The sequence below is a fragment of the Embleya sp. NPDC059213 genome (assembly GCF_042754445.1).
Lineage (GTDB): Bacteria > Actinomycetota > Actinomycetes > Streptomycetales > Streptomycetaceae > Embleya.
Map to the genome: position 1 here is coordinate 1 of NZ_JBHZAV010000133.1, position 26086 is coordinate 26086.

Below are 26086 nucleotides of genomic sequence, written 5' to 3' on the forward strand. Positions count from 1 at the left end.
CGGCCGGCGCTTGAGGCCACTCAGCCCCGCCGGCGCATGAGGCAAACCAGCCCGGCCGGCGCATGAGGCCACTCAGCCCCGCCGGCGCATGAGGCAAACCAGCCCGGCCGGCGCATGAGGCCACTCAGCCCCGCCGGCGCATGAGGCGAACCCAGCCCGGCGGGCGCATGAGGCCACCCGAGGCGCCGACCATGGTCACGCCGAGCCCTCCTCCGCCCGCGCCCCGCCGCCCGAGTGCAGGCGATCGTCGATCTCCCGGACGAAGGACTCCCGAGCCCACGGCGCCAGCGAAGCCCGCACCGTGCGCATACGATCCACCGCCGTCGCATACCCCTGCACACCGACCAGATCCAACGCCTCCTCCAACAGCCGACAGGCATCCTGCGGCTCGCGCGCCCCGACCGCCGTCGCGGCCAGTTCGGCCAGCGTCATCGCCCGCTGCTTGTGGCTGTCCGCCGGCAATCCGGCGAGTGTGCGTTCCAGACTGGCCCGCGCCTCGGCCGAGCGCCCGGCCGCCACCTCCGCGGCCCCCCGGAAGCCCTCCAGACGGGCCGCGGAGAACCAGTCCAGCCAGGCCGGCGGCCCGTCCGCCGTCCACGACCCGGGCGTCTCCGGCGGCGCGTACGTATCGGCGGCACGATCCAGCAGCGGGAAGGCCGCGTCCGGTGTGCCGAGCCGGACCTCCGCCTCGGCCGCGATCGCGTCCAACCACGCCCGCAGCGTCGGCCCGGCGTCGCCGCTCGTGGTGCGTTCGCGCGCGGCGGCCAGCGTGTCCCGGGCCTCCGCGCCCCGCCCGGTCCAGGCGGGCGCGAACGCCATGTGTCCGAGGACGGCGGCGGCCAACGAGCCGTCCCGGCCCCGGTCCGCCGCGTCCAGCGCGAGGTCCTGCCAGCGCCGCACATGCGGCCCGCGCAGGCTCAGGTCGAAGAAGGCGATCCGCGAAGCGAGCAACGCGGTCTCCGCGATCGCGGAATAGTGCGCCCCCTCCGGCCCCTCGGCCAGCAGCCGGGCACCGTTGCGGGCGTGTTCGGCCACCACCGGAAGCAACCGCCCGGGTTCCTCGATCCAGTAGCGGGACCGGAGCCGGGCGGTGGTGGCGACATAGGCGGTGGGATCGGGGAGAGAGGCCGCCGACCCCGAGGAGGCGTATGCGGCGGAAGCGGAACTCTTGGCGGTGAGGCCGGCGACGGCGGCGCCGGCCAGAAAGGTTCGTCGTTGCACCGCGTCCTCCCATACGCGTCGTGGTGACGGACATGACTGCGTGGACCCGATCACGCGGTACACCGGGCCCGACCGCTCCGTGCTGGATCTCGATCGTGACCCCGTCCCACCTGCGGCGTCATGCCTCTAGCCCGTTAGAGCGGCAAGAGTCCTCAGCGCGTCCTGCAGGAGTCCCACCGCGGGCCTCGTCACACGGTGTGCCGACCTGGTTGCATCTAAGGCAGAAGCGGACGCCCCGAAAGTCGGACGCTTCGGGCTCGTGCAGGACGAAGAGGACGCTTCGAGGACCTCCCGGCCCCCGAGGACGATTCCGTTTCCAGACGAAACGAGAGGACCGCCTCACCGATGGACGCCGACGTGAACCGAACGACGCTGGCAGCGCTGCCGCAGGACGCGCTTCGGAACCCGTACGCCCCTCGCCTGGTCGCGGCCGGCGAGACGTTCGACGTGATCGAGGTGGAGGACCGACTCGGCCGCGAGGCCCTGGCCACGCTGCACGCACACCGCGTGCCGGTCGGCCCGGTCATCTTCGACCGCCGTTACCGCCGGATCGGCTTCCTCGTACCGCCGACCACGGTGATGCCGATGCGGCCGCGCGAGCGCCGGCTCGGCCCGCGCCACCACGGGCGGGGGGCGTGGATCACCTTCCCGCCGCCCCCGGAGCAGAACGACGGACCGCTGGTGTGGCTCGTACCGCCGACGCCCGACAACCGCCTGACGACGCTGCGGCACGTGCGCGCGGCGATCGCCGAGGCCGCCCGCGCGCTCGCCGAGCGCCACCAACAGGCGATCTGAAGTCGCCCCACAGGACGTACCGGTCGGGGACCTGACATCACGAGCGGCTCCCCCAATACCTGCTCGACCCGGCCGGTACCGGTAAGACGCGATGCGCCCCCTCGCCACTGCGCGAGGGGGCGCATCCGCTTGTCCGGACCGGCTCCGCGAGGTTTACCGGCCGCCGAAACCACCCGGCGGTACCGGGTCGACACCCCCGATTCGGGGTTTATCGGCGCGGGTCCCGGGCTGTCGTCCCTCTTTCGGGCAAGGGTCTTTCGGATGGCGTCCGGTTGGCGACAATGGCAAGGGCGCGGGATCTTGCGGGCCGGTTTCGGCCGATCCCGTTGCTCCCCCCGTCCGTATTCGTCGTCAGCACGTCTGCACTGTCGGAAGGAATCCGCGCATGCCGTCCGAGTCGCGCAAGCCCCGTATGCGGCCCGCGCCGCTGTTGTTCGAGCCCGCGGTACCCGAGCCGCCCGACGAACGCTTCTTCGACCTGGACGATCTGACCGATCCCCAGGAGGTGCTGGCCCGCTCGACGGACCTGGCCGAGGCGTTTCGCGCGGCGGCCGACCGGGCGGTGGACTATCAGGCGATGGCCGTGGCGCGGATGGCGGATCCGAATCGCTTCGACCATCTGACGACGGCTCAGGTCGCGGCGCGGGCGGGTTGGGGCGAGGAGTACACGGCGAAGATGATCGAGCACGGCCGAAAGTTGTTGTTGGAGCGCGGCGAGTAGCGCCGGCGCGGATTCCGGGCCGTGAACGCCGGTCGGGCTCGGCCCGGCCGGCGTTCGGATGTGTTCATCCGGGCAGGGCGACCCGGTGCCGGGCGAGTTCGGCCAATACCGCCTGATTCGCCTCCCAGCCGTCCGGGAAGCTGACCGGCACGCCCAGGTGCACCGGGTCGGCGGTGGGATGCGCGTCGAGCAGGTCGGGGATGCCCGCCCGGGCCACCACCAGGCACGCGTGCCGATGCCGCGAGGCCAGCACGCACAACCGGCCGGTCTCCAGGTGGAACTCGGTCGCGTCGCGCCGACCGGACAGCGGATGCAGCACCACGGTCACGTCGAACTCGCGGCCCTGGAGCCGGTTCGCGGTGTCCACCACGACGTCCGCCGCACCCAGGTCGCGCAGCGCCGACTCGATCCGGGCCCGCTGCTCGCGATGGCTGACCCCGATCGCGATCCGGGACGCGTCCAGCGGCACCCCGTCCGGCGTGCGCTCGCCGATCGTGGTCCCGCCCCGCGCGAGCAGCCGCGCGGCCAGCGTGGCGACCGCCCGAACCGCCTCCTCGTCGGCGGCCGCGGTGAACCGCGCGGGCAACTCCAGCAGGCCCCAGCCGGACTTCGCCGCAACGTCCACGGCCGCGTCGTACGCGTCGTGTTCGACCGCCGCACCGAAGTGCAGCAGCCGCTCGCCCGGACCGGTGCCGGAACGGAACGGGGTGAACGGGTAGAACGCCTCGGACACCAGCGGCGCCGCGCTCGCCGGCAACCGCCAGGACACCGGCAGTCGATGCACCGGCAGGTCCGGGTTGTGCCGTCGGAGCACCACCACCGCACTCTGCGAGGGGTCGTAGCTCAGGCTGTGCCAGCGCGAGGTGTCCACGGTGGCGAACGGGTCGAGTTGGCCGGGGTCGCCGACGAACAGCGCCCGGTCGAACAGTCGGGCCACCAGCAGCAGCGCGTCCGACCGCATCTGGTACGCCTCGTCCACGATCGCCCACGGCCAACGCCGATCCTGCACGAGCGCCCACTTGGCGGCGGTGGCCACCACCACCACACACGCGTCCAGCGCCTCGGCCTTCTCCGCGTTCGACACCGAGCTGCCCACCAGCGCGGGCGGCAGCCGATACCCGGTGGCGGACAACCGGCCCACGGCCAACCCCGGGTGCTCCTCGACCAGCCGGACCAGCAGGTCGTCCACCTGGTTGTTGGTCTGCGCGACGATCATCAGCCGCTCGCCGCCCCGGGCCAACTCCCCCGCCGCGCGCACCACCAGCGTCGACTTGCCCGCGCCGGGCGGCGAGTCGACCACCACACCGCGATGCGCGCCGGAGGCGAGATCGGCGAGCACGGCGTCGGTCGCGGCGGCGGCAAGCGCGGCCGGGTCGCCTTCGGGACGAACGGTGGCCACAGCCGTCACGACCAATCCTCCAACGCGTCGTCGTCCGCCTCCGGGGCGGCCTCCGGTTCGGGCACGGGCGGCGGGCCGCCGTGCGTCCACGGGGTGTCCTCGACGTCGGGCCAGTCCGGGCCGCGCCGGAATTCGGCGATCAGCGAGGTCCAGCAAAGGACTTCGCCCACTTCGGGCACGCTGCCCGGCTTGGGTGCCTTGCCACCGCCCATGCCACCGCGCAGTTCCAGTACGACCCGACCGGGCTCGGTGGCCAGGACCCGCGCCTTGGCGTCCGGGCGTTCGACGCACGCGAGGTCGGTGCCCGGCCCGAACAGCGGTTCGTCGTCGGTGGCGAAGGTCAACATCGGACGCGGGCGGGCGGTCTTCTTCCCGGGCTCGGCGACCATGCGCTCGGCGTCCACCGCGCCCAACTCGCCCCGGAACGCCTCGCCCGCGAGCCGGACGGCGGCCATCAACAGCGGGTCGTCGCGCACCTGTTCGGCATCCAGTCGGGCCTGCGCCCGTTCCCTGCCCGCGAGTTGCGCGGCGGCCGAGATCGCTCCGGGAACGCGCGGCTGCGGGCGGGACTCGGGGTCGGCCAGCGCGGCGGCGAAGAAGCTGTACGAGGCCCGATCCGCCTCCCATCGCCCGGCCACCGACGCGCCCGAAGGCAGTGCGCGAAGCAGTTCCACCCCGCGCCAGACGCGATCCCAGGTGGGCAACAACTCGGCGGCCAACGCATCCCGGATCGCCTGCTCGGCGTCCCGACCGCGGGGCCCCAGGTTGGTCCGGGCGCCACCGGCCGCATCGGCCTCGTCCCGCTCCGCGGCCTCGTCCCGGTCCGCCGCCACCGCGTCGTCGAAGGCGGCGATCAACGGCACCAGCCGCTCGTCGAACGCCGGATCGGTCGCCGGCCCCGCGGTCGGACCACCCTCGACCGCACGCGCCGCCCGATCGCCGCGCTGCCCGGCCGGCGGGTCGATCCAGGCGAGCAGCGCGGCCAGGTCACCGTCCTCCAGCGCGCTCTGTCCGGTCACCCACGCCTGGGTGAGCAGGTCGGTCATCGCCAACAGCACACTCGATCCGGGCACTCCGGCCCGATCCGCGAGCCACGTGCTCCACCGGCCGAGCAGCGGCACCTCCTGGGCCACCGCGAACTCGCCGTCGGTGCGCCGGAATCGGGTGGACCGGCCGAGCAGGCGCAGATACTCGACACCGCCCGCCGTGGGCACCAGCACCTGCGGCGCGTCCAGGCTGCGCTCGTACGGGTCCTCGCTCCGCCGCTCGATCGTCTCCGTCTCGGCCGCGAACGCGCCCAGGTAGGGCAGCAACAACCGACCCAGTTCGGCCGCGTGTGCGAACCGCCGGTCGCGGTCCCGCGGTTGCGGCACCGCGAGCAGATGCGGCCGGTCCCGGTCGGTGCCGACCAACACGGCCAACGGCGCGAACGCCTCGCCCGCGAGCACATACGGCACCAGCACCAGCGGCCCGGCGGACAGATGCCGGTGACGCACGGTGGCGGCCGGTTGGGCCACCCCGGTCGCGGCGGCCCGCAGCCGACCGAGCGCGGCGATCGCGCTCACCGGACACCGCCCGACACCTCGGAGAGCGGTACCTCGGTCCCGGGCGCCCGGGACCCGGGCTCCGCCGCCCCCAGCACCTCGGCGCGCAGCGCCTGGGCCCGACGGAGCAGCCGGGCCACGTCCTCCTCGCCGGGCCGGGCCGCGCGCCGGCCGTCGGCCAGGGCCAGTGCGTCGGCGATGTCCTCGATCCCGCCCAGCGCACCGCGCACCGAGGTGCCCAGCGTGCCGACGCTGCCGCCGCCGGGAGCACAACCGCGGGCCTCGTCCCGACAGAACAGCGCGAGTTCGCACGCGGACAGACAGTCCGGCACGTACGCGGCGGGCACCCGTGCGACGGCCGCCCCGACCAGTTCGCCGTCGACGTCGAAGGTGAGCGTCTCCGGCAGTTCGCCGAGCAGTTCCTCCACGCCGGACAGGCGCTCCAACCGACGCCGGGTGGTGGCCAGTTCGCGCCGTACGTCGAGCACGACGGCGACCGGACGATTGGAGAAGTCCTGCGCGCACACCAGCACGATGTCGGTGGCCACCACGTCCGGGTCCAGGCCCAGCTCGGCGGCCAGTCGGCGCAGCGCGTGCACGTAGACCGCGGCCTGGCGGGTGGCCGAGGCGAGCTTGCCCGGGTCGGCGGACCCGTCGATGATCGCGAACGACTTGATCTCCACCACGTACAGCCGGCCGGCCACCCGGCAGGCCATCGCGTCCGGTTCCAGGTAGGCGCGTCGGCCGGCCACGTCCAGCGGCAGCAGCGGGTGGTCCAGGATCGCGCACGCGTCCGGTTCGCCGCGGGCGGCCCGGGCCAGTGCGTCGCGGGTGCGGGCCACCCGCTCCTCGCGGCTCGGCCGGCCGGCGCTCTCGTGGTCCACGTCGATCAGCGCGCCGGCGTCCGGGTGCGCGCCCAGCGTCTCGGCGAGCAGTCGACGCAGTTCGGTGCCGCCGTCCGCCTTGACCCGGGCCTCGAACACGTTGCCGCGGCCGATCGCGAACGGCGAGCGACCGCCGTATCGGGCCGGGAAGCCGAGTCGGTCGGCGAGCACGGTCTTCTCGATGCCGGCCGCGTCCAGCACGCCCCGGCGGGCGCAGCCCGGATTGGCCGCGAGGGCCGCGACCGTGCGTGCGTTGTGATTGCGGGTGGGCAGTGTGCCGCGCAACTGCTCCAGCCTGCCGGCGATCGCGCCGGTGGTACCCGTCGTGCGCATGTCTCGTGTACGGCTTTCGTCGTCGAACCGTCCGGTCCCGGGTCAGTGTGGACCATGTCACCGACAGGGGGAATTCAGCTCTGTTCGTCGGCCCCGGGCAGCGCCACGAACCCGGTCTCGTCGGTGGGCGCGAGTTCGCTGAACGATTCCAGCACCTCGTCGAGTTGGCGCACCGCGACCGAGTTCTTGTACGGCTCCAACTGCTTGCGGGTGACCCGCACCCGCTCCATCGCCATCGAATACCAGTGCACTCGCAACATGTCGGCGGCCTGGAACAGTCGGCCGCACGCCTCGTCCACCTGACCGGCCTGAAAGGCCGCCTCGGCCAGGTCGGCGTACATCACCGCGCGCTGTTTGTCGGCGTTGGGCGGCAGGTTCTGCAACGCGTCGTTGAGCGAGCCCTGGGCCTGGTCCATCCGGCGGGCGGTGAGTTCGGCCTTGCCGCGAAAGCCCCACAGCCGGGAGGCGTCGAAGAAGTCCAGCCACGGCGGCGTGGGGGTGTTGTCCGGGTGGCACAGCAGGTCCTCGGCCCGGTCGAGCAGGTGCAGCCCGCGTTCGGGGGTGCCGCGCAGCGACTCGAATTCGGACTGCACCGCGTCGAACCACGCGAGCATCACCATCGGCGCACCGCGCGTAGCCGTCTTGCGTGCGAAGTCCAGGATGTCCTGCGCGGCGGAGGGGGCCGCGTCGAAGGCGGGGATGAACGCGGTGTGGGCGAGCACCGCGGCGGCGAGCAGGGTGTCGCCGGCCTCGTTGGCGGCGCGGTAGGCGACCAGGTAGTGGTCCTGTGCGTCGTGCGGGCGGTCCAGATCGAAGAAGGCCATCCGGCCAGCCAGCATCGCGGTCTCGGCGAGCGAGGCGCCCAGGATCCGGCGGGCCCGGGGGGGGCCGGGGGCGTTGAGCAGTTGGGTGCCCAGGCGCACGTGGGCGATCACCGACGGGTAGGCGATGGCGGCGGGGGCGACCCAATACATCTGTCGGTAGGTGCGGGTGAGCATCGCGTACTGGTCCGCGCCGACCACGGTGAGCCGGCCGGCCCGCGAGTGCATCGGCACCGCGAGTGGGCCCGGGTCGGGGGTGTCCCGGAGCAGTTGGCGCAGCACCGCGGGGGTGGCGATCTCCAGCGTGCGGGCGGGCGGCTCGGCGACCGGCGAGCCGATCACCCGCAGCGGCGGGCGCACCGGCAGGCCGGGCGGACCGAGGCCGTCGCCCTCCAGACGCCGGCCGCCGACCACGGTGGGGCCGGTCTCCACCGAGGTCCGGGGGGGCACGATCGCGGGCCCGGGCGGCGGCACCGGACCGGGTGGCGGGACCGGGCGCGGGGGCGGCACGGGGCCGGGAGGGGGCACCGGGCCGGAGCGGGCCGGCGGCACCTGGCGGTTGCCCCCGGGGGCCGGGGCGATGGGCACCACCATCGCCCCGCCGACCGGTCCGCCGGTGGGCGGTGGCTGCCGACGGACGCGCGCCTCGCCGTAGCCCTGCTGCTCCCCGTGCTCGGGCGCCCGCCCGATTTCCCGGGTGGGCGCCGGGAACACCGGTGGGACGGGCGGTTGCTCGGCGACGGGAGACGGATCGACGAAGCTCTCGCCGTACTCGGCCAGCTCGGCCTGCCATGGCGGAGTGAACCCGAGGTCGGTCAACGGCCGTTCGAACAAAGCTTGTAGGACCTGTTGATAATCGGGGGTCGGCCAGGGCGGATCCGCGCTTTCCCACCGTCGCACCTGTCGCACGCTGACGCCGAGGCGAAGCCCGCATTCGAGGGCCTTCTTCTCGAAGGCGTCGGCCAATTGCTGCTGGGAAACCCAGCCATGCGAGTGCCGTAGGGCCTTGAGCCGGACATTCCCGGACGAAGGACCGGCCCCCTGCCGCATGGCCATCGGCCCTCCCGGTTACGACGTGCGGTGTGCTGTGCAGGCTGTGATGCCGACGGTACCCGCCGTGAGACTGGCCGGGGGACCTCTTTGCGGATGTCTGGAAAAGGGCGTCCTCCCCGTGTCCTCAAAGAAGTCCTACGGGGGACCTTGCGCGCCCTCGTCACGCTCCATGTGCGCCCCCCTGAGCCATCCGGCGCAGGACGCAAGAGTGTCGAAGGGTGTCGATTTTCGATCGCCGCCGACCCCTGCTAATGTTTCCCACGCAACGCAAGCGCCGCTAGCTCAGTTGGTTAGAGCAGCTGACTCTTAATCAGCGGGTCCGGGGTTCGAGTCCCTGGCGGCGCACCTTGCGAAACGGCGATGGGGCCCTCGGTTCACCGAGGGCCCCATCGCCGTTTCGTCGTTCTCTTCCGCCGTATTTCGGGCTTCTTTCCGGCAATGTCACGGGAACATTTGTTCGCCTCGGTGAATACGGCACCGCATGGACGGGGGTGGACCCCGGGTGTCGTGGTCCATAGCCTGGACGGGTTGGTTGATGATCTTCGATTGCGTTGTTGGACAAGGGGATTCGATGACCGCCCTGGATGTGCCGGACATACTTTCGCCCGAGTTCGCGGCCGATCCGTATCCGCTCTACCGAAGCATGCGTGACGAACACCCGTTGGTGTGGCACGAAGGCATGCAGAGTTGGATCATCTCGCGCTATGCGGACCTGGAACGGGCTTTCAAGGAACCGGTGTTCACCACCGACAACTACGACTGGCAGTTGGAGCCCGTGCACGGGCGGACCATCCTGCAGATGAGCGGGCGCGAACACTCGGTGCGGCGCGCACTGGTGGCGCCCGCGTTTCGCGGCAACGCCCTTCAGGAAACCTTCATGCCGGTGATCGAGCGCAATGCCCGGCGGCTGGTGGACGCCTTCCGCGAGCGCGGATCGGTGGACCTGGTGCCGGAGTTCGCCCAGCGCCTCCCGGTGGACGTGATCGCCGACATGCTCGGCCTGGACCAGGCCGACCACGCGCGCTTCCGGGGCTGGTACACGTCGGTCATCGCGTTCCTGGGCAACCTGAGCCAGGACCCCGACGTGGCCGCGTCCGGGTTGCGCACGCGCGACGAGTTCGCCGCGTACCTGCTGCCGCTGATCGCCGAACGGCGCGCGAATCCGGGCACCGATCTGCTGTCCACGCTGTGCCTGGCCGAAATCGATGGCACTCGAATGAGCGACGAGGACATCAAGGCCTTCTGCAGCCTGCTCCTGGCCGCCGGCGGCGAAACGACGGATAAGGCGATCGCGAGCCTGTTCAAGAACCTGCTCGAACACCCCGACCAACTCGCCGCGGTACGCGCGGACCGGTCGTTGATCCCGCGCGCCTTCGCGGAGACGCTGCGCTTCTCGCCGCCGGTGCACATGATCATGCGCCAGCCCGCCGAGGACGTCGAGCTCAGCGGCGGCGTGGTGCCCGCCGGCAGCACGCTCACCTGCCTGATCGGCGCGGCCAACCGGGACGACCGGCGCTACGCGCACCCCGACCGGTTCGACATCTTCCGCGAGGACCTGACCGCCAAGACGGCGTTCTCCGCGGCGGCCGACCACCTGTCCTTCGCGCTCGGCCGGCACTTCTGCGTCGGCGCGCTGCTCGCGGTGGCCGAGGTCGAGGTGGGCACCAACCAACTCCTCGACGCGATGCCCGACCTGGCCTTCGCCCCCGGGTTCGCACCCACCGAGAAGGGCGTGTTCACCCGCGGCCCGGTCGCGCTGCCGGTGACCTTCACGCCGGCGGCCTGACGCGCGGTTCGGGGCGGGCGTCGGGCCCGCCCCGAACCGACCGGGGTCAGCCCACGTACGCGGGGGTGAACTCGACCGGGAGATCCTCCAGGCCGCGCATCCACACCGAGTCGCGCCAGACCAGTTCCCGGGTGGGCACCGAGAGGTTGACGTCCGGCAGCCGGTCGAGCAGTACCTCGATCGCGGCGCGCGCGATCACCTCGGCCAACTCCGGGGCCGGGTACGGGCAGCGGTGCTCGCCGTGGCTGAAGGACATGTGCGCGTTGTTGCCCGCGGCGCCGACGTAGGAGTCCGGGCGCACCTGCGGGTCGGTGTTGGCCGCCGACAGACCCAGCACGAGCAGGTCGCCGGCCTTGATCTTCTGACCGCCGAGCACCGTCGCGCGCACCGCCCAGCGGCCGATGAAGTTCTGCGTGGGCGTGTCCTCCCACAACACCTCGTTCAGCGCCTGCCCGACGCTGCGTCGGCCACCGAACAGGGTCAGCGCGAAGCGGTCGTCGGTCAGCATCAGCCGCAGCGTGTTGCCGATCCAGTTCGCGGTGGGCTGCTGGGCGGCGGCCATCACCACGAGCATGTCCTGGATCAGTTCCTCCTCGGCCAACCCGGCCGGGTGCGCGAGCAGTCGCGAGGGCACGTCGGCGCCCGGGTGTTCGCGCTTGCGCTCCAGCAGCCGGGCCATCGTGGCCCGGACCCGCAGGTGCGCCTCGACCGCACCGTCGCCACCGTCCAAAGAGCCGGCCAGGTCCTGCACCAGCGCGGGGGTCTCCTGCTCGGGCAGCCCGAACAACCCGGCCACCACGAGCGAGGGCAGCCGGTGCGCGTAGTCGGCCATCAGTTCGGCCTCGCCCACCCCGGCGAACTCGTCGACCAGGTGGTCCGCAATCCGCTCCGCCTGAGCGCGCAGCTCGAACTGGTCCACCGCCGCGAGCGCGTCGCTGATCGCCCCGGAGCGGCGCCGGTGTTCGGGCCCCTCGGTGAACATCACCGACGGCTGATAGCCGACGAACGGCATCAACGGCCAGTCCGGCGCGATCCGGTCCCACGCGTGCCAGCGCCGCGAGTCGCGGGCGAACAGTTGGTCGTTCGCGGTGACGTGGTGCACCTCGCGGTAGCCGAGCACGAACCACGCGGGGATGTCGCCGTCGAGCAGGATCGGCGCCACCGAGCCGTGCTCCTGCCGCAGTTTGCGGTACATGCGGTGCGGGTCCTGCCACAGACCCGGGCCGGACATGCGCTCGGCACCCGCGTGCGAGGCTTCCGACGGCCCGCCGCCCGCATGGGCCGGGCAACCCTCCGGCGGCGCGGAGGCGCTCGGGTCGTTGAGGTCCGAAGGCGTGGTCACAGGGCGCGCTCCCGGGCGGCAGACAACGTGTAGAGGTGGTTCACCAACGCGATCAGCACGGCCTTGCTGGACTCCCGGCTGCGCGCGTCGCAGTCGATCATCGGTATCGCCGCGGGCAACGACAGCGCGTCGCGCACCTCGTCCAGGCTGTGCTCGGGCGGATCGAAGTTGTTGCGGGCGAGCACGAACGGCATGCCGTGGTGCTCCAGCCGGTCGATCGCGTACCAGGAGTCCTCCAGCCGCCGGGGGTCCACCAGCACGACCGCGCCGAGCGTGCCGGAGAACAGCCGGTCCCACAGGAACCAGAAGCGTTCCTGGCCGGGGGCACCGAACAGGTAGAGCACCATCTCGTCGTTGAGCGAGATCCGACCGAAGTCGAAGGCGACCGTGGTCGTGGTCTTGCCGTCCGCGCTGCGCGCGTCGTCGATGCCCACGCCCGCCCGGGTCATCGTCTCCTCGGTGTTGAGCGGACGGATCTCGCTCACCGAGCGCACCATCGTCGTCTTGCCGACGCCGAACCCGCCCACGATGGCGATCTTGAGCCCGTCGCGCGCGGTGCTCGCCAGGGGGGTACGCACGGCCGCCGCGGACGTGGCGAGCTCAGAGGTTGTGGAGTCCAACGAGCACCTGCTTCAGGATCTCGGTATCGGGTAGTTGCGCCCGGCGCGGGGACGTGCGCGGGTGCCGTGCGGTGATTCGCCCCGTGTCGAGCAGATCGCACAACAGGATCTTCACCACGCCCACGGGCAGGCCCAGTTCGGCGGCGATCTCCACGACGGCGGTGGGTCGATCGCACATCCGCAGGATCCGGACGTGCTCGGATTGCATGCCCGGACTCGGTTCGCATTCGCTGACGATCAGCGTCACCAGGTCGAACGCTTCCTCGTTCGCCTGGGTGCGACCGTTGGTGACCGTGTACAGCCGGTCCGGGTCCCCGGTGTCGACTGGCCGCCGGATCATGTCGATCGGCCGCCTTCGTCGAACTCCCGGGCCGGTGTGCTCAGGTACTCGCCGATCTGTTCGACCAGTTCGTTCATGTTGTGGCCGACCACGCCCGCGTCCGCGTCGTCGTCCGCGATCACCGCGAGGTGGGCGCCCTCGCCGGCCTCGACGATGAACAGGATGCCGCCGTGGAACTCGGTCATCGACTGCCGGACGCCGCCGCTGCCGTCGCCGAACTCGATCGAGGCGCCGTGCGACAGGCTCTGGATGCCGGAGGCGATGGCCGCGAGTTGGTCCGCCTGATCCACCGTGAGTCCGGCGGTGCGGCACAACTTGAGGCCGTCCTTGGACAACACCAGCGAGTGCCGGGTGCCCGGGGTGCGCTCGATCAGGTTCTCCAGCAGCCAGTCGAGGTCACGCTCGGGCTGCCGCTGGGTACCGCGCTGTGCGTCGGTGCCGTGTGCTGTTGCGCTCATAGGGCTTCCGAGGTGGACATCCGGTCCGGATGGCCGACCTCCGCCTCCGTTCTCTCGTTGCGTACGACCCGGCGAAGGGGCGATCAGGAATTGTCGTCGGGGGACGCCGTCACGTCCCGACCCGGCCGTTCGCCCTGGATCGCCTGGCGGAACGCGCCGAAGCGGGCGCCGGGCGCGGGACGGGGCTTGCTCGCTCGCGGGGCCGGGTCGGGGCGCGACTCGGCCCGCTCGGCCGCCTTGGCCGCGGCGGCCAGGGTCTGCCCGGGGCGGCGCTTGGCCAGCCCGGAGAGGGTGGGTGCCGCGGGCGCCGATTCGGGCGCCGCGGGGGTCGGCTCGGCCGGCGAGGCGAGGAGCGCCGGTGCCGGCTCGGCCGGCTTCGCCGCGACGCGCCGCGCCGGGGCCGGACGTGCGTCGGGCACGGCCCGCTTGCGCGGCTCGGGGCGGGCCTCGCCGACCAGTTGACGGGGAATCATCACCACGACGCCGGTGCCGCCACGCGAGGACGGTCGGAAGGACACCGTCAACCCGTGCTTGCGGGCCAGACACCCGACCACGGCCAGGCCCAATCGGGTGCCGGAGAGGGTGGTCAGGTCCAACGCCTGAGCCGCGACCGCCTGTTCGGCCCGCCGCAGGGCGAACTCGCCCATCACCAGGCCGCCGTCCTCGACGGTGACCACGACACCCGCGGGCACGTCCTCGACGTAGACGTGCACCTGCTCGGACGGCGGCGAGAACTTGGTCGCGTTGTCCATCAGTTCGGCGAGTGCGTGCATGACGCCCTCGGCCGCGTAGCCGGCCACCGCCGCCTCGCTGGTCGAGTGCACCCGCACCCGCTGGTAGGCGCTGATCCGGCCGACCGCGCCGCGCAGGATGCTCTCCATCACGATCGGCTTGGTCCACCGGCGGCCCGAACGCGCGCCGGTGAGCACCGCGATGCTGTCCGCGAGCCGACCCGCCTGGGCGGTGCTGTGGTCCAGCCGCAACAGGTCGCCGAACACCTCCTCGCCGTGCCGACCCTCCATCTCGCGCAGGTCCGCGAGCATGCTGGTGGACAGCGCCTGCACCCGGCCGGCGGCGTTCGCACACGCGGACATCGCCGCGGCGCGCATGCGCTCGCCCTGGCCGACCTCGCGGGCGACGGTGGCCAGCGTGCGCTGCAACGCCTGGTGTTGCGGGGCCGATACGCCGGCGAGCGCGGTGTCCACCGACGCGCCCTCGCGCAGCAGCGTCACCAGCGCCGGCAACGTCTCGTCGGCGAGCCGGGTCGCCTCGGCCTCGAACGCCGACACGCGATCCCGGTTGTCGTCGTTCCACCGGGCCGCGTTGCCCTCCATCTCGGCGATCCGGGCCCGCAAGCGATCCGCGGTGCCGACCGCGTGCACGGTGGCCGCTACCGCGATGGCGAGCGCGAGCGCGACCGCCACGCCGCCCACCGCCACGGCGGTGCGGTGATTGGAGCCGACGACGGACACCGCCCACCCGACCGCGCCGGCGGTGATGATCGACACGGCCGCGAAGGCGAGCAGTGCCCGTCCCAGAGGCGGTCGTTCGGACCGGGCGCGAGGGGGCATGTGTGCTGACATCAAGCGGATCCTCGTTGCCGGGGGCGGGTCGGGCGTGAGCCTACCGGGCCGGATCCGGACGTGCGCAACACCGACGTTCCGGACGCAGGCGTAGCCTGACCTGTCGTCAACTGCCCGGAAATGTCCGGGACTTACCCTCTCTGGGCAATCCGGAACAGCCCGCCGAAACCGCCGCCGACCACTGATTCCGGCCGTCTTGCGGCGACACCCACACGGCCGACCGGGGCCCTTCGGGCGACGGACGACACCGGCACGGTGATCAGTGTCACCACGATCGCCTCGAACTCGTGTCCGGTCGGCCGGATTTCACCGGTCGGCGCCGTATTTCGGCCGGCGTGTCGCGCGTGCACGGGATTACCCGGCCACGTCGGCCCGGGCGCTATATCTTTGCGAACGTCGCCCGCGCAAGCCGCGCGCCGGGGCCGATTCGACCGCCGGATCACTCGGCACGAGGGGCTCGCACGGCGGGCGCGAACCCGGGAATCCGCCGCCGTACCGGCCCCCGGCCGGTACCGAGGGCGCCCGAGGACCGGCTTCGGCCACGGTCCGAAACGGGGTTCCCATGGTTCATAAGAGACATACATCACATCCCTCGGAGAGCAACCTGAGGGGCCTTCCGGAAGTCAATGATGCGGAGACTCGCGTCGCGCGGCCTCCGTCTTCTCGACCCGTTTGAAGGGAACCCCGAAACGTGGCAGGTAAAGCGATGCGACGGCGCACCATTCCGGCCGTCCTGGTCGCCGGCGCGATCCTGTTCACGGGGGCCTGCGGGCTGCTGGGCGGCGACGACAAGGGCGACAAGACGAGCAACGCGGGCAGCGAGTCCAAGGTGACCCCCGGGGCCGCCGGCGGTGCCGCGGGCGGCACCGAGTCGGGCAAGCCCCAGGATCCCGCCAAGGGCGCCGCTCCCCAGGTGAACACGACCCCCGAGGACGGCGCGACCGGGGTCGACCTGGCCGACCCGCTGACCTTCGCGGTCGACGGCGGCAAGGTCACCGCGGTCAAGGTGGTCAACGCGCGGGGCGAGTCGGTCGACGGCACGCTGGCCGCGGACGGCAAGACCTGGAAGCCCAAGGTCCCGTTCACGCCGGGCGGTCAGTACACGGTGAGCACCACCGCCACCAACGCGGACAACCAACCGACGACGGTGTCCACCCGGTTCACCACCCAGACGCTGGGCAAGGAGGTGACCGCGTCGATCTTCCCGGACGGCGGGACGGTCGGCGTCGGCCAGCCGGTGTCGGTGCGCTTCGACCGGCCGATCACCAACAAGGCCGAGGCGGAGAAGGCGATGAAGGTCACCGCCACCCCGGCGGTGTCCGGCGCGTGGCACTGGTTCGGCAACACGCGCGTGGAGTGGCGACCCAGGGAGTACTGGAAGGCCGGCACCAGGGTCAAGGTCGACCTCAACCTGCGCGGCGCGGACCTGGGCGGCGGCGCGGGCTCCAAGCAGTACAAGAGCTTCAACTTCGCCATCAGCAACATCGCCCGGATCTCCACCGTCGACGTGGCCGCCAAGACGATGACCACGACCGAGAACGGCAGGGTGGTCAGGACCACCAAGGTCACCACCGGCGAGTCCCCCAAGTACGACACATGGGGCGGCGTGATGGTGGTGATGGAGAAGTACGCCCAGACCCGAATGAACTCGGCCACCGTGGGCCTGGGCAAGGAGTACGACATCGCGGACGTCCCGTGGGCCGTCCGGATCACCACCTCGGGCACCTTCGTGCACGGCAACTACTGGTACGACAAAGCGAATCCGCCGTTCGGTCGGGCCAACACCAGCCACGGCTGCGTGAGCATGACGCCCGACGACGCCAAGTGGTTCTACGACCACGCGGATCGCGGTGACGTGGTCAAGGTGATCAACACCAAGGAGCGCACCGTCGCGGCCGACAACGGCTACGGCGCGTGGAACCTGACCTGGTCGCAGTGGTTGGCCACGAGCGCGACCAAGCAGTGACGCGGGTCCGACCTCCGGGGGCGCGCCGCGATCGTGCCCCCGGTCGTCGATCGGGCCGCCCGAACGACTGAGACCGCGATCACACCGCCCCCCGCGCAACGGCTGCGCCGCCGCCGGCGTCACTGTGGTGAATCCACAGACGGCCGAGCCCGGGGGAACCTTTCCATGCCTCGAACCACCCAGCGCCTGGGGATCGCCGCGATCGTCGCGGCGTCCCTGTTGTTGACCGGTGCCTGCAGCAAGGACGACGCGAAGAAGAAGGCACCGGATCCGGCGAAGGCGGCCGGTGAGAACCGCAACGGTCCGGCCGAGGCGGCCACAGTCACCCTGACCCCGGCGGACAGGACCACCGGGGTCGAGCCCGGGACGCCGATCACGGTCGCGGTCGGCGGCGGCAAGGTCTCCGAGGTCACGGTGACCAACGCGGGCGGCGAGACGGTGGACGGCGCGCTCGCGGGCAACGTGTGGAAGCCCAAGGTGCCGTTCATGTACGGCGGCAAGTACAAGGTGACCGCGACCGCGACCAACGCGGAGAACAAGCCGACCACCGCGACCGCCGCGTTCACCGTGCTCAACCCCACCCAGGCGGCGACCGCTACGTTCATGCCGGACGCCGATTCCACCGTCGGCGTCGGTCAGCCGGTCTCGATCACCTTCGACGAACCGGTGAAGAACCACAAGGCGGTGCAGGAGGCGATCAAGGTCACCGCCACCCCGGCGGTGGACGGCGCCTGGCACTGGTTCGGCAACTCGCGGGTGGAGTGGCGGCCGAAGGACTACTGGCAGGTCGGCACCCAGGTCAAGGTGGACCTCAACCTGCGTGGTGTGGACCTCGGCGGCGGCGTGATGTCGAAGCAGTTCAAGAGCTTCTCGTTCAAGATCTCGGACACCAAGCGGATCGCCGTCGTGGACGCCAACGCGCACACGATGACCGTCTCGGAGAACGACCAGGTGGTCAAGACGATCCCGATCACGGCGGGCGAGGACCCCAAGTACACGACGTGGAACGGGATCATGGTGATGCAGGAGCGTTACCCCACGCTCGACATGAACTCGCAGACGGTGGGTCTGGGCAACGAGTACAACCAGCCGGCCGTGCCGTTCGCGATGCGGATCACCGAATCGGGCACGTTCCTGCACGCGAACACGTGGGCGCCGAACAACCCGTTCGGCAACGCCAACACCAGCCACGGCTGCGTCAGCATGACCCTGGAGAACGCCAAGTGGTTCTACGAGCGTTCGATCCGCGGTGACATCGTGCAGGTCAAGGGCAACGAGGAGAAGCCGGTCGCGGGCGACAACGGCTACGGCGCGTGGAACCTGTCCTGGGAGCAGTGGACCGCCGGCAACTGACCCACCGGCCGACGGACACCTCGAACACGCGGACTAACCTGTCGGGGTGACCACCTGTCAGGACCCACCGCGGGCCCGGTCGCACGCTGTTCGCGGCGGCCGGGCCCAACCATCCGGGTCGACCGATGGTACGTGCCCACTACACGGGAACGTGACCGAGACCACGGCGGTGACTGCGCCCGAATGAGCGTATGAACTGTTGAACACATCGACGCCGGGTACGCCTGCCAGGAAACAACCGTTTTGACAGCCGTCCCGACACCCTTTCGAGGATCCCCCGACAACCCTTCCCTGGCGAGACGAGGCAGCCGTGTGTTGGAGCGCCGAAGCCGATCTCGTGATGGGCAGCGCCATCACGGCCGTGGGTATAGCAAGCGTCGCGTCGGTCCGGCGGATCAACGATCTGCCGATGGCGATGTTGCCGGTGATCCTCGGCGCCCATCAACTCGTCGAGGCGGTGGTGTGGAAGGGCGAGCGGGGTGCGGTGTCCGCCGGCACCGCCGAGATCGCGCGCGAGGTCTGGGCCGTGATCGCCTTCCCGCTGCTGCCCGCGTTCGTCCCGCTCGCCGTGGTGGCCGCGCAATGGCCGCTGAAGCGCGGCCGGGAGCGGGTCCGGGCGGCCTGCTTCGTGGTACTGGGCCTGGTGGTCGCCGGCGCACTCGGACACGCGCTGGCCTCGCGCCCGGTGAACGCCGAGATCTGCGGGAACACCGTGCGCTACTCGGTGGGCATTCCCGGCGCCCCGTGGGTGATCGCCGGCTATCTGGTGGCGACCCTGGGGTCGTTGTTGTTGGCCCGGGACCGATTGTTGCGTTTCCTGGGTCTGGTCTGCGCGATCGGTGCGGCCGTCACGATGCGCCTGTGGTTCCACTCCTTCGCCTCGACCTGGTGCGCGGTGGCCGCCGCCGCGAGCGTGATCGTGTTGTGGTGGGTGCGCTCCAGACGCGACCTGCCACCGGGAGGCCCGGGGCACCGACACGGGCCGGTCTCCCAACTCGTGTCCTAGGCCCGGGTCCGGCGGATCTTGGTGGGGGGGTTCAGGGCAACAGCAGCGAGCTGTCCCCGAATTCGTGCCACAGGTAGCCCTGGGCGAGCGCCTCGTCATATGCCCGGCGGACCACCGTCGGCCCCACCACCGCCTCCAGGAGCAGCAGGTGGGTGGCCTCCGGCGCGTGCAGGCCGCTGATGATGCCGTGCACCACCCGGGCCGGTCGGTCCGGACCGAGCAGTAGATCGGTCCAGCCGCGCGCGGCCGCGATCTCGCCGTCGGGTCGGACCGCCGACTCCAGCGCCCGGGTCACCGTGGTGCCCACCGCGATCACCCGACGGGCCTGGCGGACCAGGCTCGCCGTGTGCTCGGGCACGCTGAACCACTCGCGCAGCGGCGGCTCGCCCACGTCCGGCGAGGACACCCCGGTGTGCAGCACGATCGGCGCGACGGTGACGCCGCGGGTGATCAGGTCGACCACGAGTTCGTTGGTGAACGGGCGCCCCGCGCTGGGCATCTCGGCGCTGCCCTCGTCGCGCGCGAAGACCGTCTGATACGCCGTCAGCGGCCATCGGTCGCGCAGGTAGGCGTAGGTGATCGGGCGGCCGCGCTCGGCCAGGAAGGTCTCCACCCGGGCCTGCGGCACGGTGATCCGCGCCTTCCACAACCGCTGCGGGGTGTGTTCGACCGGGTACGGATCCAGGAGCAGCGCCATCCCGCAGCCGGTGCCGGGAAAGCGCACCGCCTCGAACCGGCGCACCCCGCTCACCGGCCCGGGCGTGCCGTCGGTGTGTCGCAGTTCGAGCACCCAGGTCTCGTCGTCGATCCGGGTGGCGAAGTGCACGGTCACCGGCGAGCCGTCGGCACGGTAGCCGTCCACCGCGGCGGGCAGCGTCGCGGAGGTGTTCACCACCAGCAGGTCGCCGGGGCCCAGATGCCGACCGAGGTCGCGGAACACGGTGTGCTCGACCCGCTCCCGGGCGTGCACGAGCAGCCGGACGCCGTCGCGGGAGAGTCCGCGCGCCTCGGCGGGTTCGGTCGCCGCCTGGGCGACCGGGGTGCTCACGAGGTCACCGCCGAGGCGAACTCGGCGACGGTGTACCGGCCGCTCGCGGGCCGCTCGTCGAGCAGCCGCAGCAGCGCCGGCGCCACCGTCGCGGCGGCGGGCCGATCCGAGACGTCCTCGCCCGGGAACGCCTGGCGGTGCAGTTCGGTGTTCATGTCGCCGGGATCGAACGCGTAGACGTCCAAGCCGGGTTGCTCGACGGCCAGGGTCGCGGTGACGTGGTCCAGGGCGGCCTTGGTGGAGCCGTAGCCGCCCCACCCGGGGTAGGCGTTGACGGCGGCATCCGAGCTGATGTTCACGACCGCGCCGCGATCGGGACCGCCGAGCAGCAGTGGCAGGGTCAGTTGGGCGAGCGCGAGCGGTCCGAACACGTTCACCTCGTACGTGCGGGCCAACTCGGCGAGGGGGTGGTCGGCGATGGGCGGCATCGGGCTCGGGCCGAGCACGCTCGCGTTGTTGACGAGCAGGTCGAGCCGACCGGACTCGCGGACCGCGTCGAGCAGTTCGCGGCGATGAGCGGGGTCGGCCACGTCGCCGGCGACGGCGGTCACGTCGGCGCCGGGGCGCAGTTCGTCGGCGGCGCGAGCCAGGTCGGCGGCTCCGCGGGCGTCCAGGACCAGGGTCCAGGAGCGGGCGGCGAGCGCGTGGGCCAGGGCCAGGCCGAGCCCGCGCGAAGCGCCGGTGATCAGTGCGACAGGCATGGTGTTCTCCAGGGGAAATCCTCACCCCACCCGGTGATGGGTTGCCCCTCTACACTGCAAGTTCAAGTGCACTTCAGGTCAAGCGAACGAAACCGGGACGGACCGGATCGTGGACCGGACTTCAGGAGGCGGCGTGCTCACCGGGACGGACTTGTTGACGGTCGGCCAGATGACCGCGCGCAGCGGATTCGCGGCATCCGCCCTGCGCTACTACGAGGCGGAGGGATTGATCAGCGCGAGCCGCACGACGGGCGGACAACGCCGCTACGAGCGGCACATCCTGCGCCGACTGGCGTTCATTCGCGCGGCGCAGAACATCGGCCTGTCCCTGGAGGAGATCAAGGAGGCACTCGGCAGGCTCCCGGAAGGCCGAACACCCACGCCGGCCGACTGGGCGAAGATCAGTCGGGCCTGGCGCGGGCGTCTGGAGCAGGAGATCGAGGCACTGGTACGACTGCGGGACGGCCTGGAACAGTGCATCGGCTGCGGCTGCCTGTCGATGAAGCGCTGCCGTATCTCCAACCCCGACGACGTGGCCGCCCGCTACGGCTCCGGCGCGGTAACCCTCCCCGAACTCCTCCGCGAGGACCGGCGCGCGCACGGCTGACGCCGGCGGGTGACCTCGAACGCCGGCCGAGCCGGATTCGGCCGGGCCGGCGTTCGAGGCCGAACGGTCCGCGGGTGCGATCAGTACCGATCCCGCACCACCGCCGGAACCGCGGGAGCGCCCGGCGGCACCGTGAGCGTCGACCAATTCGGCTTCGCACCGATGTCGTACGTCCGCAACTTCGCGAGCACCGCGGGATCCTGGACGTCGAGCCAGTCCACCAGGTCGCGGAAGCTCACACACTTGGTCTCCGGTCGCGCGCACGCGGTCCGCATGGTGCGCTCGACGGCCTTCATGTAGATGCCGCCGTTCCACCCCTCGAAGTGGTTGCCGATCAGCAGCGGCGCCCGGTTCCCGGTGTAGGCGCGGTCGAAGCCGGCCATGTAGCTCGCGAACGCCTGGTCCTCCCACTCCTGGTACTTGGCCGGATCGCCCTTGACCGTGCGCGACTGGTTGAACATCACGTTGTAGTCCATCGACAGGACCTCGAACTTGCGCCCCGGCAGCGGAATCTGCTGCAACGGCAGGTCCCACACCCCGTTCACCTTGACCGGCCACACCTGCCGCCCACCGGGCGAACTCGCGTCGTAGCGAAAGCCCAGCGACGGTTCGGCCGCGAGCAGCGCCTTCTGACCCTCCAGGCACGGCGCCCGGCCGCCGATCAGTTCCTTGTCGTAGTCGAACGGAAGCGCCGGCAGGTCGGCCCAGCCGGTGTTGGTCTTCCAGTTCTTGACGAACGCCTTGGCCTGCTCGACCTCGCTGCGCCAGTCGTCGGCCGACCACGAACCGCCGCCGGTCGGCCCGCAGAAGTGGCCGTTGAAGTGCGTGCCGATCTCGTGGCCCTCGTTCCACGCGGCGCCGAGCTGTTCCAGCGTCATCCGCAGGTGCGCGTCGTCGAGGTAGCCGATGTCCGAGGCGCCGATCGGCTTGTGCGGCGGCTGGTACCTGGCCTTCCGGGCCTCCGGCAACACGTACACCCCGGACAGGAACAGCGTCATCTTCGCGTTGCTCTCCTTGGCCACCTGGCGGAAGCGGGAGAACAACTTCTTGTCGTCCTCGCCGGCCCCGTCCCAGGAGAACACCACGAACTGCGGCGGGACCTGGCCCGGCACGAGCTTCTCCGGCTTGAGCCGGCCCGGCTGCTCCCCGGTGTTCGACGTGGAACCGTCGCCGATCAGGGTCGGTGCCTGCGCGGGCGCTGCCTGGCCACCCCGAGCCGGCGCGCCGGCCTGCTGCTTCGGGTCGTCGCCCTGTCCGCGGGCGAAGACGACGAAGCCGATGGCGGCGACCACCGCCACCACCAGGACGATTGCGGCCGCGCCGCGGGATGATCGCACGAGTGCCCCAAACGGTCGGAATCATAGGGAAATTCACAGCAGGCTAAGTCGACCGTCGCCACGGTTGGGGGCACGCCGAGCCGCGCGAAAGTCGATGATCACCGCATGGGGTGAACCGGTACGGCCACTCGGCGGCAGCGTGATCGCGTTCACCGGCCGGCCCAGGTGTCGGCGCCCGCCGGACGGGCTATGGATAGCCGGGTCGGCGCCGGAGACCGGGCATCCCGACGGCGGTCGAGGTCGACCGAAGCACGGCCGATCCCGCGGCCGATCCGAAGGGGGGCGCGATGCGTGAAACGCTTCGGGAGGCGAAGGACACCCTCGTGCCGCCCCGCGAGGTGGGTCCGCTCCCGCCGCTGCTGATCGTGCTCACCGTGGTGACCGGCCTGGTGGACGCGCTGAGCTACCTGGAACTGGGCCGGGTGTTCGTCGCGAACATGACCGGCAACGTGGTCTTCACCGGCTTCGCCCTGGCCGGCACCCCCGGCCTGTCCGTGGCCGCCTCGATGGCCGCCCTGGCCGCGTTCCTGGTCGGCGCCGCCGCCGGTGGCCGACTCGGCGCCGCGTTCGGCGACCGGAAACTGCTCCTGCTCCGGGTCGGGTGCACCCTCCAGGCCGTGCTGATCGCGGCGGCCCTGGTGGTGGCGGCGGCGGTGAGCGGACTGGGCACCGGCGAGCGATACACGCTGATCCTGCTCCTGGGCCTGGCCATGGGGCTGCAGAACGCGGTGGCCCGGCGGCTGGCCGTACCGGACCTGACCACCACGGTGTTGTCCCAGACGCTCACCGGACTCGCCGCGGACCTGCGCCGCTTCGGCGGCCCCGGCTCGCGCGCGGGCCGTCGGCTGCTCGCCGCGGTCGCGATGGCCCTGGGCGCGTTCTCCGGCGCGACGCTGGTCCTGCAGGTGCACGTGCTGATCGCCTTCGCCGCACCGCTCGTGCTGCTGGCCGGCGTGGCCGGGTGCGCCTACCGCCTGGATCGCCCGACACGCGCGGCCGGGGTCCGGGACGAGGTCGCGCGTCCGCCCCACCCGGACGGCGATCCGGGGCCGGTCGGGCCGCCGGACGGACCGCCGGACGGAAAAAGCGTTTGAGGTTCGCCTCGACCGGGGGTTAGCCTGGTCCGGTCACATTGTCGTCCGTCTGGATGGTCCGTTGCGCATCTGAGGTCAGGACATCGCGCCGCTTGAGCCCGAGTGCTCGCGGTCGCGTTCTCGACCTCGGTGTGGCCGTCCCGGACGACTTTTTCATGTCCGGCTTCCCCCCGATCCCGCCGCGCGGTGTCCCACGCGATCCGTTCGTCACGCGTCTCCGGGAGCCACCCCATGTCTTTTCCGACCACACCCGCGATCGTCTGTTCCGACCTGTCCTTCGCCTGGCCCGACGGAACGCCCGTCTGCACCGGCCTCGATCTCGCCATCGGCAACGGCCGAACCGGCCTGGTCGGAGTCAACGGCGCGGGCAAGTCGACCCTGCTCAAACTGATCGCCGGCGTCCTGCGGCCCACCTCCGGGTCGATCACCGTCGGCAGCGACCTCGGCTACCTGCCGCAACATCTCCCGCTCGACGCGGACCGCCCGGTCGACGACGTACTGGGCATCGCCGAAACGCGCGCCGCGTTGCTGGCGATCGAGGCCGGCGACGCGGACGTACGGCACTTCGACGCGGTCGGCGACGACTGGGACGTCGAGGAACGGGCCCGGGCCCAACTGGACCGTCTCGGGCTGCCGCACGTCGATCTCGACCGCACGGTCGGCACGCTGTCCGGCGGCGAGTCGGTGCTGCTCGGGCTCGCCGCGTTGTTGCTGCGTCGTCCCGACGTACTGCTCCTGGACGAGCCGACCAACAACCTCGACGCGTCCGCGCGCGAGCGGCTGTACGACGCGGTGCGGGGATATTCGGGCGTACTCCTGGTGGTCAGCCACGACCGGGTGCTGCTCGATCTGGTGGACCGGATCGTCGAATTGCTCCCGAACCGGGCCCGCACCTACGGCGGAAACCTGAGCGCGTATCTGGAGGTCCTGGAACAGGAGCGGGCGACCGCCGAACGGCTGGTCCGCACCGCACAGACCGACCTGCGCAAACAGAAGCGGGAACTGGCCGAGGCCCAGGTGCGATTGGCCCGCCGGGTCCGGACCGGCCGCAAGGCCCAGTTGGAAGGGGGCCTGCCCAAGATCGTCGCGGGCAACCTGAAGCGGGCCGCCGAGGTCTCCGCCGGCAAGCTCCGGGGCACCCAGGAGGGCCGTCTCGACGACGCCCGCACCCGGTTGTCCGAAGCGAAGGACGCGGTCCGGGACGACAAGGAGATCCGGATCGAGCTGCCCGAGACCGAGGTGCCCGCCGGGCGCACGGTGCTCGTGGCCGAGGGCCTGAACACCGCGGACGGGCTGTACGGGCCGGACGGCCTGGACCTGATCGTGCGCGGCCCCGAACGCATCGCGCTGACCGGCGACAACGGCGCGGGCAAGACCACGCTGCTTCGGCTGCTCACCGGTGCGGAGCAACCGGCCGCGGGCACGGTGCGGATCGGCGTCGAGGGGGTGCGTCATCTGCCCCAGCGGCTGGACGTGCTGGACGAGGACGCGAGTGTCCTGGACAACGTGCGCCACTTCGCGCCCTCGGCGACGGACGCGCAACTACGCGGCCGGCTGGCCCGCTTCCTCTTCAAGGGCAACCGCCCCGATCAGCAGGTACGCACCCTCTCCGGCGGCGAACGTTTCCGCGCGGTCCTGGCCGCACTCCTGTCCGCCGAACCGCCGCCACACCTACTGATCCTCGACGAGCCCACCAACAACCTGGACCTGGCCTCGGTCCACCAACTCGAACAAGCCCTCAACGCCTACCGAGGAGCCCTCCTGATCGCCACCCACGACCGCCCCTTCCTCACCAACATCGCCATCACCCGAGAACTCCCCCTCCACCGAGGCCACGGCCTCACACCCCCCACCGAAACCCCAACCGAAACCCCCACCTGACCAACCCCAACCCAGCCCCTCCAGCCCGGCCGGCGCATGACACCCCTCAGCCCGGCCGGCGCTTGAGGCGAACTCAGCCCGGCCGGCGCATGAGGCCACCCAGCCCCGCCGGCGCATGAGGCGAATCAGCCTCGCCGGCGCTTGAGGCGAACCCAGCCCGGCCGAGCGCTTGAGGCCAACCTCACAGCGCGAC

Annotated in this window: 22 protein-coding genes and 1 tRNA gene; 10 read left to right on the plus strand and 13 right to left on the minus strand. The window is 71.6% G+C overall.

Going from position 1 to position 26086, the window contains the following annotated elements; genetic code table 11:
- Positions 1-195: 195 nt before the first annotated feature.
- The gene (locus ACFXMF_RS34485) at positions 196-1221 is read right to left on the minus strand and encodes a hypothetical protein (RefSeq protein WP_360307629.1); all 1026 of its coding nucleotides are present in this window, start codon (positions 1219-1221) and stop codon (positions 196-198) included.
- A 357-nt stretch (positions 1222-1578) separates the two neighbouring features.
- On the opposite strand from ACFXMF_RS34485, the gene ACFXMF_RS34490 reads away from it, so the two are divergent.
- Positions 1579-2016, plus strand: coding sequence for a hypothetical protein (locus ACFXMF_RS34490; RefSeq protein ID WP_360307626.1), 438 nt, complete (start codon positions 1579-1581; stop codon positions 2014-2016).
- 385 nt (positions 2017-2401) lie between these two features.
- Entirely contained in the window at positions 2402-2737 is a 336-nt protein-coding gene (locus tag ACFXMF_RS34495; RefSeq protein WP_360307623.1) for a hypothetical protein, read from the plus strand.
- A 64-nt stretch (positions 2738-2801) separates the two neighbouring features.
- Here the strand turns inward: ACFXMF_RS34495 and ACFXMF_RS34500 are convergent, their stop codons facing one another.
- From ACFXMF_RS34500 to ACFXMF_RS34515, 4 genes are all read right to left on the minus strand, one after another.
- The gene (locus tag ACFXMF_RS34500; RefSeq protein ID WP_360307620.1) at positions 2802-4151 is read right to left on the minus strand and encodes an AAA domain-containing protein; all 1350 of its coding nucleotides are present in this window, start codon (positions 4149-4151) and stop codon (positions 2802-2804) included.
- The gene (locus ACFXMF_RS34505; protein WP_379992213.1) at positions 4142-5701 is read right to left on the minus strand and encodes a hypothetical protein; all 1560 of its coding nucleotides are present in this window, start codon (positions 5699-5701) and stop codon (positions 4142-4144) included. The genes ACFXMF_RS34500 and ACFXMF_RS34505 overlap by 10 nt, the downstream gene beginning before the upstream one ends.
- Entirely contained in the window at positions 5698-6897 is a 1200-nt protein-coding gene (locus ACFXMF_RS34510; RefSeq protein WP_360307614.1) for a hypothetical protein, read from the minus strand. Before ACFXMF_RS34510 ends, ACFXMF_RS34505 begins: the two co-directional genes overlap by 4 nt.
- A 74-nt stretch (positions 6898-6971) precedes the next feature.
- Complete coding sequence (locus ACFXMF_RS34515) at positions 6972-8537, minus strand: hypothetical protein (RefSeq protein ID WP_380017724.1); 1566 nt, start codon at positions 8535-8537, stop codon at positions 6972-6974.
- Positions 8538-9042: 505 nt separating this feature from the next.
- Here ACFXMF_RS34515 and ACFXMF_RS34520 point away from each other — a divergent pair.
- Positions 9043-9116, plus strand: a tRNA-Lys gene (locus tag ACFXMF_RS34520).
- A gap of 226 nt (positions 9117-9342) precedes the next feature.
- Positions 9343-10557, plus strand: coding sequence for a cytochrome P450 (locus ACFXMF_RS34525; RefSeq protein WP_360307596.1), 1215 nt, complete (start codon positions 9343-9345; stop codon positions 10555-10557).
- Positions 10558-10603: 46 nt separating this feature from the next.
- Here ACFXMF_RS34525 and ACFXMF_RS34530 read toward each other — a convergent pair whose 3' ends face one another.
- From ACFXMF_RS34530 to ACFXMF_RS34550, 5 genes are all read right to left on the minus strand, one after another.
- Entirely contained in the window at positions 10604-11899 is a 1296-nt protein-coding gene (locus tag ACFXMF_RS34530) for a cytochrome P450 (RefSeq protein WP_360307593.1), read from the minus strand.
- Entirely contained in the window at positions 11896-12519 is a 624-nt protein-coding gene (locus ACFXMF_RS34535) for an ATP/GTP-binding protein (RefSeq protein ID WP_360307590.1), read from the minus strand. Before ACFXMF_RS34535 ends, ACFXMF_RS34530 begins: the two co-directional genes overlap by 4 nt.
- Complete coding sequence (locus tag ACFXMF_RS34540) at positions 12500-12859, minus strand: DUF742 domain-containing protein (RefSeq protein ID WP_360307587.1); 360 nt, start codon at positions 12857-12859, stop codon at positions 12500-12502. The genes ACFXMF_RS34535 and ACFXMF_RS34540 overlap by 20 nt, the downstream gene beginning before the upstream one ends.
- Entirely contained in the window at positions 12856-13317 is a 462-nt protein-coding gene (locus ACFXMF_RS34545; RefSeq protein WP_360307584.1) for a roadblock/LC7 domain-containing protein, read from the minus strand. The genes ACFXMF_RS34540 and ACFXMF_RS34545 overlap by 4 nt, the downstream gene beginning before the upstream one ends.
- Positions 13318-13400: 83 nt before the next feature.
- Entirely contained in the window at positions 13401-14900 is a 1500-nt protein-coding gene (locus ACFXMF_RS34550; RefSeq protein WP_379991853.1) for a sensor histidine kinase, read from the minus strand.
- A 706-nt stretch (positions 14901-15606) separates the two neighbouring features.
- Between ACFXMF_RS34550 and ACFXMF_RS34555 the strand changes: the two genes are divergently transcribed.
- The 3 genes from ACFXMF_RS34555 (at position 15607) to ACFXMF_RS34565 (ending at position 19225) form a co-directional block, all read left to right on the plus strand.
- Positions 15607-16866: an Ig-like domain-containing protein gene (locus ACFXMF_RS34555; RefSeq protein WP_360307578.1), complete on the plus strand. Its 1260-nt coding sequence runs from the start codon at positions 15607-15609 to the stop codon at positions 16864-16866.
- Positions 16867-17031: 165 nt separating this feature from the next.
- The gene (locus ACFXMF_RS34560) at positions 17032-18219 is read left to right on the plus strand and encodes an Ig-like domain-containing protein (RefSeq protein WP_360307575.1); all 1188 of its coding nucleotides are present in this window, start codon (positions 17032-17034) and stop codon (positions 18217-18219) included.
- A gap of 310 nt (positions 18220-18529) precedes the next feature.
- The gene (locus tag ACFXMF_RS34565; protein WP_360307572.1) at positions 18530-19225 is read left to right on the plus strand and encodes a DUF6629 family protein; all 696 of its coding nucleotides are present in this window, start codon (positions 18530-18532) and stop codon (positions 19223-19225) included.
- Positions 19226-19256: 31 nt separating this feature from the next.
- Here ACFXMF_RS34565 and ACFXMF_RS34570 read toward each other — a convergent pair whose 3' ends face one another.
- Together ACFXMF_RS34570 and ACFXMF_RS34575 are read right to left on the minus strand one after the other, a co-directional pair.
- A complete protein-coding gene (locus tag ACFXMF_RS34570; protein WP_360307569.1) occupies positions 19257-20273 on the minus strand; it encodes an S-adenosylmethionine:tRNA ribosyltransferase-isomerase in 1017 nt (338 codons plus the stop codon).
- Positions 20270-20974: an SDR family NAD(P)-dependent oxidoreductase gene (locus ACFXMF_RS34575; RefSeq protein WP_360307566.1), complete on the minus strand. Its 705-nt coding sequence runs from the start codon at positions 20972-20974 to the stop codon at positions 20270-20272. Before ACFXMF_RS34575 ends, ACFXMF_RS34570 begins: the two co-directional genes overlap by 4 nt.
- 133 nt (positions 20975-21107) lie before the next feature.
- Between ACFXMF_RS34575 and soxR the strand changes: the two genes are divergently transcribed.
- Positions 21108-21581, plus strand: a complete 474-nt coding sequence (gene soxR, locus ACFXMF_RS34580) for a redox-sensitive transcriptional activator SoxR (protein WP_360307563.1) — start codon at positions 21108-21110, stop codon at positions 21579-21581.
- An 80-nt stretch (positions 21582-21661) separates the two neighbouring features.
- Here soxR and ACFXMF_RS34585 read toward each other — a convergent pair whose 3' ends face one another.
- Positions 21662-22918 (minus strand): hypothetical protein, encoded by a 1257-nt coding sequence (locus ACFXMF_RS34585; RefSeq protein WP_379992645.1) that lies wholly within the window; start codon positions 22916-22918, stop codon positions 21662-21664.
- Positions 22919-23205: 287 nt separating this feature from the next.
- Between ACFXMF_RS34585 and ACFXMF_RS34590 the strand changes: the two genes are divergently transcribed.
- Complete coding sequence (locus ACFXMF_RS34590; protein ID WP_360307557.1) at positions 23206-24012, plus strand: YoaK family protein; 807 nt, start codon at positions 23206-23208, stop codon at positions 24010-24012.
- Positions 24013-24243: 231 nt separating this feature from the next.
- A complete protein-coding gene (locus ACFXMF_RS34595; RefSeq protein ID WP_379992646.1) occupies positions 24244-25893 on the plus strand; it encodes an ABC-F family ATP-binding cassette domain-containing protein in 1650 nt (549 codons plus the stop codon).
- Positions 25894-26086: the final 193 nt, after the last annotated feature.

Coding starts and splice junctions, on each gene's coding strand:
- ACFXMF_RS34555 (WP_360307578.1), top strand. CDS start 15,607: ATGCGACGGCGCACCATTCCGGCCGTCCTGGTCGCCGGCGCGATCCTG.
- ACFXMF_RS34560 (WP_360307575.1), top strand. CDS start 17,032: ATGCCTCGAACCACCCAGCGCCTGGGGATCGCCGCGATCGTCGCGGCG.
- ACFXMF_RS34550 (WP_379991853.1), bottom strand. CDS start 14,900: ATGTCAGCACACATGCCCCCTCGCGCCCGGTCCGAACGACCGCCTCTG.
- ACFXMF_RS34575 (WP_360307566.1), bottom strand. CDS start 20,974: ATGCCTGTCGCACTGATCACCGGCGCTTCGCGCGGGCTCGGCCTGGCC.
- ACFXMF_RS34510 (WP_360307614.1), bottom strand. CDS start 6,897: ATGCGCACGACGGGTACCACCGGCGCGATCGCCGGCAGGCTGGAGCAG.
- ACFXMF_RS34525 (WP_360307596.1), top strand. CDS start 9,343: ATGACCGCCCTGGATGTGCCGGACATACTTTCGCCCGAGTTCGCGGCC.
- ACFXMF_RS34545 (WP_360307584.1), bottom strand. CDS start 13,317: ATGAGCGCAACAGCACACGGCACCGACGCACAGCGCGGTACCCAGCGG.
- ACFXMF_RS34495 (WP_360307623.1), top strand. CDS start 2,402: ATGCCGTCCGAGTCGCGCAAGCCCCGTATGCGGCCCGCGCCGCTGTTG.
- ACFXMF_RS34540 (WP_360307587.1), bottom strand. CDS start 12,859: ATGATCCGGCGGCCAGTCGACACCGGGGACCCGGACCGGCTGTACACG.
- ACFXMF_RS34595 (WP_379992646.1), top strand. CDS start 24,244: ATGTCTTTTCCGACCACACCCGCGATCGTCTGTTCCGACCTGTCCTTC.
- ACFXMF_RS34590 (WP_360307557.1), top strand. CDS start 23,206: ATGCGTGAAACGCTTCGGGAGGCGAAGGACACCCTCGTGCCGCCCCGC.